Below are 11,888 nucleotides of genomic sequence, written 5' to 3'. Positions count from 1 at the left end.
TCGCAACTGCCGCGATCGATAACGCAACCCTTATAAGCTGCGGATGCAGTTAGATTAACGTTTGATGACAGACTGGAAGCCTATCCCACGTGAACACAGGCTGGAAGCCTATGCTACGTTTGTTTATGGGATCACTTCGGTTTGCACGCTGTCGACGCCGCCAGGGCCGCGACGGCTAACCGATTCCACATTCAACTCGAATGTTTGCGGTTGATTGCTACTCATTACGATATCGTATTCGACCGTCTCATTAGGACGCATCGATCGGATATCGGCCAAGTAGATCGCTCCGGCTTTGACATCGAATTCGCCGCCGGTAGGACTCCGACGCTGGGTAACCCGTTCGACCGCCACACCCGGTGGTAAGTTGAACCGTACACTGACTTCGCCATCGACTTGATCCGAATCATTCGTGACACGCAATGTGTAGCGAATCGGTTGACCAACACGCACAGGATTGTCACGACCAAAGATCTCGACTTGGACTCGATCCGATTTCGCCGGGCCTGATGGTAATGCCGGAGCCACGGGTCCAGTATCGGGCGTGGGTGGCAGCTGGCCTGGACCACCGGGAATTGTCGGCGGCGTTGTCGCCGGCGGCAATAACGGGGGTGCGGTTCCTGAGGGTGGCGATGCCGGAGGTGCTCCGGCGACGATTGCGAAAACATGTTCGCCATTGGCGGATGTTCCGTCTCGCGCCACCGCCTCGACCCGCACGATCGACTGCGGATTGGTCGCCATCGCTCGGAATTGTCCTTCCAATACGGCACGCTGACCTGGATTCACGACGGGCACATCCCATTGGACCACCGTCTGTCCTGGACGTGGTTCGGACGCACCTTCGGTGGCCTGTAGCAATTGTAATTGTGGGTCGTATTGCAACATCACTCGTGCATCGCGAATTGGGGTTTGTCCCGAATTGTTCACGTAGGTGCGAATCACAAACTCATCGCCGGTCTCGACCCGATCGCGACTTTCAATCGAAAGCGTCAACGCGGGTGCATCGGGGATCGGATTGATCACGGTCACACATGCTTCGCTGACCGCACGTTGTCCGCCATCGGCGGTTGCTTCAAAGTTGACGCATCGTCGTCCCGACGCGGTCGGAATGAATGTGATGGTTGTAGGCCATGTCTCGCCCGGTTGCAGTGGTCCGTCAGTCAACTCGTTGCCGAGTTCACGTGTGTTTCGCTCAGGATGCAGCATGTTCGGATCGCCAAACGCTTTCAGTTTGACGTTGGTCATTGGACGATCGCCGGTATTTTTCACGTCGATGTTGAACGTAACTTCTTCGCCTGCCTCGTAGCGTTCTTTCTCGGCTTGCGTGGTAAGCGAAAGCGAGGGGCGGAACACATCGACGCGAACTGTATCTTCGTCAAACAGTCCGCCGTCGCCTCGGGCTTGGATAGTCATCTGAACGGGCGACTGTGACGTCACGCTCATAAACAAATCCAATTGCGTCTTGGCTGGGATCGTGCCGATTTCCCAAAGCACGCCGCCTGGCAAGACTTGGGCGAATGAATCCGCGCTGACGGCGCGAGTTCCTGGTGGAAACTCGACCGAGACGCGGACGTTATTCACAGGCTGGTCGCCTGGGTTCGAGACGTTCGCGACGACTTCGTAAGGAACGTCAAAACTGGCCACCGATGGAGCGCCCGCCCGGACAGCCAACTGGGGTGAACTCCAGGTGACAAAGGTTTGTCCGCGGCCGAGCGTCATCGTCGGCATATTATCCGAATCGCCTCCCGGTCGAATGACTTGCATATCGACCGTGACAGTGCCGCTGGTACCCGCAACCGGCAGTAGTTCTACCGTTGCGTTGCCGTTTTCATCGACGACCGCCTCGGCGACCGACGAACCGTTGGTACCCGCAAACGTTGCGGTTTCGGGTTGTTGTACTTCGTAACGCACTTTCCATCCACGTGCAGGCAAACTGCCTTCGGCACGTGTCACTCGAGTGGTCAAGGTAACAGGGGTTCCCGCGGGCACGATTTGTGACCCAGGGAATTGCCAGCGTGCGTCGATCCAGTAGATCGTCGCGGTGGCTTTGCGTTGATCCCAGCACTCGCTTTCGGGAGCTAAGACCGTCACACGACTGGTGCCTTCACTCGGACTGCTAATCGAAATCCAAGTTTGGCCTTTTTCTAGCTGTACATCGTCACTGCGATCCAGGTTGCCACGGGTGATCAGCATTCGCTTGGTACTGGTCAAACCGTGAGCGTACGAGGGATCATGTTTTTCAGGACGTTGTTTCTTTACCGTCATCCGGTGCAAAAGCCCCGGATCGTCGTCACCGACTTGAATAAACGTACCAACGCTGTCGGGAGTCAACATCCATTCAAGCGGTTGGTTCATCTGCAAATAACCATCGGCACCACAGATACCGGATAACAAAATGACTTCGCCGCCGACGGGAGCAACAATCTTCTGTGGCGTCAACAAGATACAGCCGCGTTCGCCACGATCAGGCAAACAGCGTGGATTGGTGTTGGTGATTTCGTCACCATACAGAATCGAGGGAGGCCCGCTTTGGCACGAACCGTTACACGGTGCACTTGGCACGCAAGCACCGTCGTCTTTGCAGTGTTTGCCCAGCAAAGGGCATTTTGGGCCCGCTGCCGTCCCTAACGCACCGGCATTCGGTGTCGCACACGCAGGGGGCTCGACCGGTTCGGGAAACGCAGGGGTGGGGAAAGCAAAGGAAGGGTTGGTCAGGCAGGAACCGAAGCCACGCAAGCAGTTGAAGCACAGGCAGCTTTCACCGGCGGATCCAGGCAGTGCGAGTTCGGTGGTGGTCGGTAGGGGAGCGAACAGGCAGGATCCGGTCGGATCGATCGCAGGCAAACGCAATCGGCTGCAACCACTGGCAACAGCGAAGATCAGCAAAACGGCAACGATCAGAAGTTGCCGCATAGGCAATTTCCGGTTGCGATTCGGCTCGCTTCGTGCTGCGTTGTGGTTCATCGGCCTGCGTGGTGTTTGGTTTCGTTCCGGACACACTTTGTCCAAGGAAACGTAGCACGCAAGATGGGGGCATGATGCAAGAAAACAACGTACTTTGTTGCCTAAACGCTACATCTTGACGCCGAGTTTGACGGTTCTGCGGGTTTCGCAGGGGGAGTTTGGGGAAAGTGAGGAGTGAGGAGTGAGGAGTGAGGAGTGAGGAGAAGGGGAGAGGGGGAGACACGGAGACTGGGAGTTGACGGAGCCGAAGACGCCTTGAAGCGGTGAGAGCTGATGCGACCTGCGTTAGCCCATGACTGGCGGACCGTAGATTCGACGATCAAAACGACATTGGCGCGCCCTCACAATGCAGCTTTCCCTGCCTATTCCTTTTGTCAGCCTATCGGAAAAGGGTGCGATTTGAAGGGTATCATGAGTTCTCAGACTCAAAATGCACCTTACATCACGTTAGCCATCGTCCAGGAACCGCGTCCATGTCTTCATCAATGAATCCAAACCACACCTCGCGCAATCTTCCAGTGCATCCCGAGAAACTGCTGCGTCCCAGTCCGGGTTGGTTCGCTTTGTTTACCTGCCTGGGGTTAGTCCTCTTTGGTGGCTTCACCTTGATTGCCGCCGCAGCAGCCGAAAATGGCTTCTTTGTCCTGCTCGGAGTGATGATGATTCCATCGGGGATGATAGGACTGTTCGGACTGATGGCGATCGCACCGAATGATTCTCGTGTCTTGCTGCTGTTTGGGGATTATCGCGGAACCGTCAAAGAATCAGGTTTTTTTTGGGTCAACCCGTTTTTTTCCAAACGAAAAGTGAGCTTGCGTATTCGCAACTTTGAAACGGGATCGTCATCCACGCCGGAAAAGAAGGACGCTGCGGGCACCGTGGTGCAAGTGAAGAGTCGATCGGCGAGTCGCCCATCCAAGGTCAACGACCGAGATGGAAACCCGATTGAAATCTCGGCGGTCGTCGTATGGAAAGTCACTGATACGGCTGAGGCGTTGTTCGAGGTCGATGACTACGAACGTTTTGTCGAGGTACAAAGCGAAGCGGCCTTGCGGAGCTTGGCGACACGCTACCCGTACGATAGTGAAGACCATGAACAATCGCTTCGCGGCAGCACCGAAGAGATCTGCAGCAAACTCCGCGAAGACATCCAAGAGCGACTCGAAAAGGCAGGGGTGAACGTGATCGAGGCTCGCATTAGTCACTTGGCCTACGCTCCGGAAATCGCCTCCGCGATGCTCCAGCGTCAACAGGCCGGCGCCGTGGTCGCCGCACGCACCAAGATCGTCGACGGTGCCGTGGGAATGGTCGAGATGGCACTGGAGCATCTCAAACGAGACGAGATCGTCGAATTGGATGCAACACAGCGAGCATCGCTGGTTTCGAATCTGCTGGTCGTCTTGTGCAGCGACCGCCACGCTCAACCGGTCGTGCAAACAGGAGCCTGAGCGTTAGACCGGTAAATCAATGGAGTTATCGTGGTTTGGCAGTTGCACAACGTATCTGTCACCTCTCCCAAGCGTCAGCTTGAGAGAGGCAACACGATGCAAGCCACCTCTCCCGAGCGTTAGCTTGGGAGAGGTCGAACGAGCCCTTTAGGCTTCGTTCGGGTGAGGGCCGACCGCGCAACCGAGCTTGCAGCAAACCGCTGGATTGCTCGGTCGGCCCTCACCCGAGCAATCGCTCAATGCTCTGCTCGACCTCTCCCAAACGGAGTTTGGGAGAGGTGACACAAAACAAGCCACCTCTCTTGAGCGAAGCTTGAGAGTGTTGGCAATACGCAACTCACGGGCCTACACGGCGAGGCGTCTATTGCCGCTGCATGAATTGCCAATAGGTCATCGCGATTGCGATCACCAGGACGCCAAGGATGATTTGCTTCAGTGTTATCTGAAATCGCTGGGCGGGATGATTGCGATCCGATAAGTCATGCTCGATCCAGCACGGCCATGTCCACGACGCAACCATCACGGCGGCTGCTGCGATCATTGACAACACGCCACCATAAAGCATCTGCTTGATCGGCAGCATCCAGAACCAACGCAGCGAAAAGATCGCAAGTATACATAGATAGCTCTGCGCCCACATCGCCGCGGCGACTTTCCGATCATCGATCCACAGCCATGTCATGCGGATGGCGACGAGCGTTGCCGAGGGGACGATGAACGCGGCAATCACCAACGCGATCCGACTTTCGCTCGAACTGCTAAACAGCAGCAAGCACCAGATTGCGGTCAAATACAACATGAACCCCAACGGCAGCGACAACAACATCCGCTCGATTCGCAGAGGCCGCACGATCACCAATGCGCTAAAGAACACAAACGTGCAAAGTCCGAAAAGGTAGGGCCAGAAGAATGTCAGCGTGACCAGCGGCGGTCCTTTGCTCAACTCGTCGCCAATCACATCGACTGGACGCACGATCTTGTCGTCGCAGCCAATCGAATGCGGCAACAAAACGCACGACACGAGTGCCAAGGCAGCAACGAGGTTGGAAATCGCTGAGGGCGAAGATAAAGCCGCTTTTAGCGATGGCTGCTCGCGATCCGGTTGCGGTGTAGGCGACATTTCCAGCCAACCTCGTTAGAGCAGAGGACCTGATGCAGCGGAGCGTGTTCAAAGTCCTCTATTTTCGGTTCAACGCCTTCGTGAGCAAGCGATCGAAGGTCGCGGCAAAGGCCTTTTTGTCCGTCTCACCGTACGGCGAAGACCGGCCCACGACCATTCCTTCGCCTCGCAAATCGTCCATAAAATTCCGCATCGACAATCGTGACGCAATCGTATCAGGGGAATATTCATCGCCGCGGGGATCGATCACGTAAACGCCCTTCTCCACCAAATCGCCCGCCAAAGGCAAATCGGCGGTGATGGCAATGTCCTTGGCTTCGCTGTGGTTGACGATGTAACGGTCGGCTTGATCGGCGCCTTCACGCACGACCACCGAGCGAACCATCGTCAATGCGGGCGGCACCGACAGCGGACGGTTGGCAACCAAAATCGTTTCGACATCCAATCGCTTGGCGGCACGAAAGACGATCTGCTTGACATCTTGTGGTGCCGCATCGGCGTCGATCCAGATCTTCACGCTGCTCACCGCCTCGCATTACGCGTCATTTCGCCAATCGTTTGCGCGACCGAGTCGGTCAATTGGCCTGGCAACAATCGCCATGCCCAGTTTCCATCGGCCAGCCCCGGCATATTCATTCTCGCCTCATTCCCCAGCCCAAGCAAATCCTGCACCGGAATGATTGCCGTATCGGATGCCGAATTGAGCACCGCCCAAATCAATTGTAAATGAACATCAATGTCACTCGTGACAACGCCGGCCAATAAATCCTCTTCGCCCTCGGCGACTTCACGTTCCTTGTACCACCCCATGACGGTGTCATTATCGTGCGTTCCGGTGTAGGCCACCGAATGCTCGGGAAACGCAATCGGACGATGGAAATCGTCTTCGGCCACATAAAAACCGAACTGCAACACACGCATTCCTGGGAAGCCAAGCTTATCGCGAAGTTCATGGACCTCTTCGGTAATCATGCCGAGATCTTCGGCGATCAGCGCCAACTCGCCAAGTTTTTCGCGAGCGGCGTCGAAGACTTTTTCCTTAGGTCCTTCGACCCATTTTCCGCTGACCGCGGTTTTAGCTGTCGCAGGAATTTCCCAATAAGCTTCGAAACCACGGAAGTGATCGATTCGCATCAAGTCGAATTGCTTGAACGCATATCCAAACCGCTGTACCCACCATCGGTAACCGGTTTGCTCGAGCGTGTCCCAACGGTATTGCGGATTGCCCCACAATTGTCCTGTTTTGCTGAAATAGTCTGGCGGGACACCAGCCACGAAGGTTGGACGTCCGTTTTCAGCCAAACAAAATACCGATTGATTTGCCCACACATCGGCACTTTCGTGCGCGACAAAAATCGGCATGTCGCCATACATACGAACATCGCGTTCGTTTGCGTATTGCTTCAGTTTCCGCCACTGGACATCAAAGATGTATTGTTGGAATTCAGCAAATTGAATCTCGGTACTCAGCTTGGTCTCCCATTGTTCGATCGCTTGATCGAATTCTGGGTTCGCGGCATGACGGACCAATTCCGCAGGCCACTGCGTCCAATCCGCTTTGCCGAAGTGACGCATCAGGGCTTCGAAGCGACCGAAATCGTCCAGCCACCATGCGTTGTGTTCGACAAACCGATCAAAGTCCGCGCGTTGTTCTTCGCTAGCGTGTTCGCTAAAGTTTTCGAACGCGGTACGCAGTACCGGCAGCTTGAACTGGGCGACCAAATGATAATCGACCTGCGAGGTGGTTTCCCCAAGGCCGGATGGCAAGACGAAATCATCCTCGGCCAACAAGCCATCTTCGACAAGCATCGAAAGGCTGATCAGCAGCGGATTTCCGGCAAACGCCGAATAACAACTGTAGGGGGAATTGCCGGCTGCGGGGGGGCCCAACGGCAGCACCTGCCAAATGGTTTGTCCCGCAGCTTGCAAAAAATCGACGAACGCATACGACGCCTTACCCAGATCACCGATCCCAAATTCGCGATTTCCGATCGCGGTTGGCAGACTAGTGATGTGACAAAGAATCCCCGATGATCTCGGAAAACGCATTAAGCATCCTCTAACGGTTTGACGTCCCAAATTTCATTCGCGTACTGGGCGATCGTTCGATCACTCGAGAACCAGCCACTGTTTGCCGAGTTCAGGATACTCATTCGAGTCCATTTCTCTTCGTCCAAATAGACCTTGCCTGCCTCAGCTTGGGCATCAATGTAACTGCGCAGATCCGCGATCGTCAGCCATGGGTCATACGGATTTCGCAGTCCCTTGGTCAGCAGGTCGAAAATGCCTGGCTCATGTTGATTGAACACCCCGCCCTCGACCATTTCCATTACCCGCCGGATGTCTTCGTCGGCAGCGATGATCGCGTTCGGATCGTAATTCTTCTTCTCTTCCTGAACTCCGTTTTCGTCCAACCCGAACAAGAAGAAGTTCTCGGCACCCGCCTTATCCCGAATTTCGATATTCGCACCGTCGAGCGTTCCGATCGTCAACGCCCCGTTCATCATGAATTTCATGTTGCCGGTACCCGACGCTTCTTTGCCCGCGGTCGAAATCTGCTCGGACAATTCAGTCCCCGGACAAATGATCTCCATCGACGAAACGCGATAGTTTGGAAAGAAGACCAAACGCAACAAGTCCTTCGTCTTTGGATCCGCGTTAATCACCGCAGCGACGTTGTTGATCATCTTCACGATCAATTTGGCGACGTGGTATCCCGGTGCCGCTTTGCCGCCGATCAACACGCAGCGTGGCACCATGTCTTTGGTATCGCCACGCAGAATGCGATCGTAAAGGTGCACCACATGCAACACATTTAACAATTGACGTTTGTACTCGTGAATCCGCTTGACCTGGACGTCAAAAATCGCATCGGTGTTGAATTCAACTCCGGTGTTTGCTTTGACGTAATTAGCCAATCGTTGTTTGTTTTCAAGTTTCACACCGCGCCATTTCTTGCGGAAACCAGCATCCTCGGCATACGGAATCAGTTTCTCGATTTGGCTGAGATCAGATTCCCACCCCGTTCCGATGGTTTCGTTTAACAGGTCACGTAAACCTGGGTTACAGTGTGACAACCATCGACGCTGGGTCACGCCGTTGGTTTTATTGTTGAACTTTTCGGGCCACAGTTTGTAGAAGTCCGAGAACAAACCGCTCTTAAGCAATTCGGTGTGCAGATGAGCAACACCATTAACCGAAAAGCTGCCCACGATGCTCAAGTAAGCCATGCGGATGTGCGGCTGATCGCCTTCTTCGACCAGCGACATGCGACGCAGAACCGCGACATCGTCAGGGAACTTCTTCTTGACCTCGGTCAAGAAACGTTCGTTGATTTCGTAAATAATTTCCAACAGACGAGGCAGCAAGCGGCTGAACAAAGCCACGCTCCAACGCTCGAGCGCCTCGGGAAGCAACGTGTGGTTGGTATACGCCATGCACTGAGTCGTGATCTTCCACGCCGAATCCCAATCCAGGTGGTAGACGTCCAACAACAATCGCATCAACTCGGGAACCGAGCACGCCGGATGGGTGTCATTCAGCTGGAAGCAATTCTTGCGACCAAAATCGGTAAAGTCATGACCGTATTTGGCAACCCAGTTCTCCAGCACGTCCTGCAGACTGGCAGAACTGAGGAAGTATTGCTGTTTAAGTCGCAGCTCTTTACCGTTTTCGCTGGCGTCGTTGGGATACAACACCATCGAGATCTGCTCGGCGTTATTCTTTTGCACCACAGCGTCGGGGTAATTCCCCGAGTTGAATTCTTCCAGATCGAACACGTCGGTCGCTTCGGCTTTCCAAAGACGTAGTGTGTTGACGGTTTCGTTTTTGAACCCCGGGATCGGCATATCGTAAGGAATGGCCAACAAATCGTTGGTGCCTACCCAGCGAATCGAAGTGTTTCCGGAATCATCAAGATAACGCTCGGTGTGTCCATAGAAGCGGATTGTCTTTGCGTCTTCGTGACGTTCGATCTCCCATGGGTTGCCATCGCGAAGCCAGTGGTCTGGACCCTCGACCTGACGACCATTTTCGATCGTTTGGTGGAACATCCCAAATTCATAGCGGATACCGTAACCTGTCACCGGCAAACGCAAGTTGGCGCAACTGTCCAAAAAGCAAGCTGCCAAACGACCAAGACCACCATTACCGAGTCCCGCGTCCGGTTCCTGCTCGGCAACCTCTTCGAGTGCGACACCGTATTGATGCAACGCTTCGCGAGTAGCATTGTCGAGTTCCAAGTTCTGAACGGCATTGTTCAGCGACCGGCCCAATAGAAACTCGAGCGAGAAATAGTGGACACAACGTTCATCGGTATTCGCGAATCGCTCTTGCGTCGTCCGCCAATGTTCGGTGACACGGTCACGTACGGCGTTGGCCAACGCGCGATAATAATAGTGAGGATTACTGTCGTCACTGTGGTGGCCGAGTGTGTAATAAAGATGGCGGCGCAGTTCTTCGGAGAGCGGCGCCAGGATACTGCTCATCTTTTCATTGGATACTTCGAGTGTTTGTTCTGGCATCGTTTTGGCTAAATTTGAAGGGAAATTGAGCGATCGACCGAAGCTGCTTTTTTCGGTGCTGCCGCCAAAGAGTGCTAATAGTATGGATGTTCATTAGCACTGTCTGAAGGCTATGACAACATGAGTCCATTTTGAAGTCAGCGACTTTACCCTCAAACCTACATCTTGTTGGGGATTTTTCCCATAACTTTCAAATAGTTTGCGCAATTTCGCCAATCAGACTTTCCGTCTGTAGTGTTTAACTGGTAACCGAAATTTCAGAAATCGGTGGCTTCCCCCCAAGAAAGACTCAAGCGGGACTTAAACATCCGACTGGTAACGGCTTACGACGCCGATGCTGGAGCCGGCGTGATTGAATAAGGTCGATATTTTGCCACGTGAAAAGGCGGCAAATCCATCTTGAGCCGCCGCTTCTAATCTCGCTAACGTGGAGCCGTCGATCGCGTGACGAGCTAGCGCAAGTGAGCCGGTCTCTCTGGAGCGTCGCTGCCGCGCACATCGCCCCGCTTCTTCTAGACCCGCTCCTTTTGAACCCGCTCCTATTGAACCCGCAGTCCCTCATGCAAACCTCCTCGTCGATTCGGCGTCCTGCTTACGCTTCCCTAATGGCTGACACCCCCGACAACGCCGCTTCGTCCGGCAAGCTCAGCAGCGAAGAAAAAACGCTCGGTCAATACATTCCGCTATTGTACCACTACAACATGCTGCAGGACGAAGATCGCGTCGGAGCGTTCCGCGAAGCGATCGAACTGCACGTTCGCCCTGGAATGCATGTCGTCGAACTCGGTGGTGGTACAGGAATCCTATCGTCGCTGGCGGCTCGCTGTGGTGCGACGGTCAGCTGCGTCGAGCGGAATCCCGAATTGGTCGAGACGGCTCGTCGATTTGTACGACTCAACGGACTCGAGGATCAAATCACGGTGATCCACGCCGATGCCTCGGAATACGTCCCCGACACTGCGGTCGATGTCGTTGTTTGCGAAATGCTTCACGTTGGGCTGCTGCGTGAGAAACAAGCTCAAGTAATTGCGGCATTCAAACGTCACTACAAACAAGTCCACGACGGACCGCTGCCGCGTTTTCTACCAGAAGCCTCGATTTTGATGACTCAACCCGTCGAGCAGTCCTTTGATTTCGCGGGTTACCATGCTCCCGTGCCGATGTTCCAAGCACCGCTATTGGATCAACCGCGAACCAACGAATTCGCCAACCTGTCGCCTTATGCGAGTATCGCTTATGACGAATCGATTCCGATGCAGTTTGCGGTAAACGAAAACATGGTTGCGATGCGCGACGGCTGCGTCAACGCCCTTCGCTTTGTCACTCAGAACGTGATTTCAATCGACATGCAAGCCGAAAAGGCGATCACGTGGCCCAACCAATGCCTAGTGCTTCCGATCGAAACACCGTTTAAAATTGCTAGCGGCGAATCGATCTCGGTTGAATTTCATTATGCCGCAGGCGAATCGATTGACCACTTAATGAGAACGGTCCGCGTCAAACGCGTGTAACGCGGGCAGAAATCGAAGTGCAATCCGTTGCCTGCGACAACGGATCGGATCGGCTATGATCGTAGTTTGCTTCAGACCATGGCAAACTCGATCCCGCCCCCCTTCGAAAGTCAGCGCAATGAGACCATGCAGCCCACTGCGACGTGTCGCGGCGATCTATTGGCAATTCCTGATTCTAGTCGGCCTCAGCTTCGCCAGCATTTCCGCTGAGCAAAATGAGCCAGCGACGGTTCTTGTGTCCGGAAAAGTGCTTTCGGCGGCGGGTGAGCCCGCAGCAAACGCAACGGTCCGGCTGAGCCTTGCGTATGGCAAACTTGACGAG

The 11,888-nt window shown here is 54.5% G+C and carries 8 protein-coding genes; 3 read left to right on the top strand and 5 right to left on the bottom strand.

The features are described from left to right. Positions 1–123 precede the first annotated feature (123 nt). Complete coding sequence (locus tag ABX962_RS18050; protein WP_372721432.1) at positions 124–2,913, bottom strand: hypothetical protein; 2,790 nt, start codon at positions 2,911–2,913, stop codon at positions 124–126. 524 nt (positions 2,914–3,437) lie between these two features. Between ABX962_RS18050 and ABX962_RS18045 the strand changes: the two genes are divergently transcribed. Next, complete coding sequence (locus tag ABX962_RS18045; RefSeq protein ID WP_372721431.1) at positions 3,438–4,412, top strand: SPFH domain-containing protein; 975 nt, start codon at positions 3,438–3,440, stop codon at positions 4,410–4,412. A gap of 361 nt (positions 4,413–4,773) precedes the next feature. On the opposite strand, the gene ABX962_RS18040 is transcribed toward ABX962_RS18045, so the two are convergent. Genes ABX962_RS18040 through ABX962_RS18025 form a run of 4 tightly spaced genes read right to left on the bottom strand, consistent with a single transcriptional unit; the run spans position 4,774 to position 10,055 of the window. After that, complete coding sequence (locus tag ABX962_RS18040; protein WP_372721430.1) at positions 4,774–5,532, bottom strand: hypothetical protein; 759 nt, start codon at positions 5,530–5,532, stop codon at positions 4,774–4,776. Between the two features lie 58 nt (positions 5,533–5,590). Continuing rightward, positions 5,591–6,049 carry a YaiI/YqxD family protein gene (locus tag ABX962_RS18035; RefSeq protein WP_372721429.1) on the bottom strand — a complete coding sequence of 153 codons (459 nt, stop codon included), beginning with the start codon at positions 6,047–6,049 and terminating at the stop codon, positions 5,591–5,593. A 5-nt stretch (positions 6,050–6,054) separates the two neighbouring features. Beyond that, positions 6,055–7,581: a 4-alpha-glucanotransferase gene (malQ, locus tag ABX962_RS18030; RefSeq protein ID WP_372721428.1), complete on the bottom strand. Its 1,527-nt coding sequence runs from the start codon at positions 7,579–7,581 to the stop codon at positions 6,055–6,057. Beyond that, positions 7,581–10,055: a glycogen/starch/alpha-glucan phosphorylase gene (locus ABX962_RS18025; protein ID WP_372721427.1), complete on the bottom strand. Its 2,475-nt coding sequence runs from the start codon at positions 10,053–10,055 to the stop codon at positions 7,581–7,583. Before ABX962_RS18025 ends, malQ begins: the two co-directional genes overlap by 1 nt. Before the next feature lie 605 nt (positions 10,056–10,660). On the opposite strand from ABX962_RS18025, the gene ABX962_RS18020 reads away from it, so the two are divergent. Both ABX962_RS18020 and ABX962_RS18015 read left to right on the top strand, forming a co-directional pair. Then, positions 10,661–11,566 (top strand): methyltransferase domain-containing protein, encoded by a 906-nt coding sequence (locus ABX962_RS18020; RefSeq protein WP_372721426.1) that lies wholly within the window; start codon positions 10,661–10,663, stop codon positions 11,564–11,566. A 118-nt stretch (positions 11,567–11,684) separates the two neighbouring features. Beyond that, positions 11,685–11,888 (top strand): hypothetical protein (locus tag ABX962_RS18015; protein ID WP_372721425.1); only part of this gene is annotated, 204 nt, incomplete at its 3' end.

Origin of the sequence: Novipirellula sp. (assembly GCF_041583735.1) — a bacterium.
In the GTDB taxonomy this organism is placed as follows: Bacteria; Planctomycetota; Planctomycetia; order Pirellulales; family Pirellulaceae; genus Novipirellula.
This window is presented reverse-complemented; position numbering and strand designations above follow the sequence as displayed.

Bases quoted from the DNA above. Each gene is read 5' to 3' on its own strand.
- ABX962_RS18040 (WP_372721430.1), bottom strand. From the start codon at position 5,532: ATGTCGCCTACACCGCAACCGGATCGCGAGCAGCCATCGCTAAAAGCG.
- ABX962_RS18050 (WP_372721432.1), bottom strand. From the start codon at position 2,913: ATGCGGCAACTTCTGATCGTTGCCGTTTTGCTGATCTTCGCTGTTGCC.
- malQ (WP_372721428.1), bottom strand. From the start codon at position 7,581: ATGCGTTTTCCGAGATCATCGGGGATTCTTTGTCACATCACTAGTCTG.
- ABX962_RS18045 (WP_372721431.1), top strand. From the start codon at position 3,438: ATGTCTTCATCAATGAATCCAAACCACACCTCGCGCAATCTTCCAGTG.
- ABX962_RS18020 (WP_372721426.1), top strand. From the start codon at position 10,661: ATGGCTGACACCCCCGACAACGCCGCTTCGTCCGGCAAGCTCAGCAGC.
- ABX962_RS18025 (WP_372721427.1), bottom strand. From the start codon at position 10,055: ATGCCAGAACAAACACTCGAAGTATCCAATGAAAAGATGAGCAGTATC.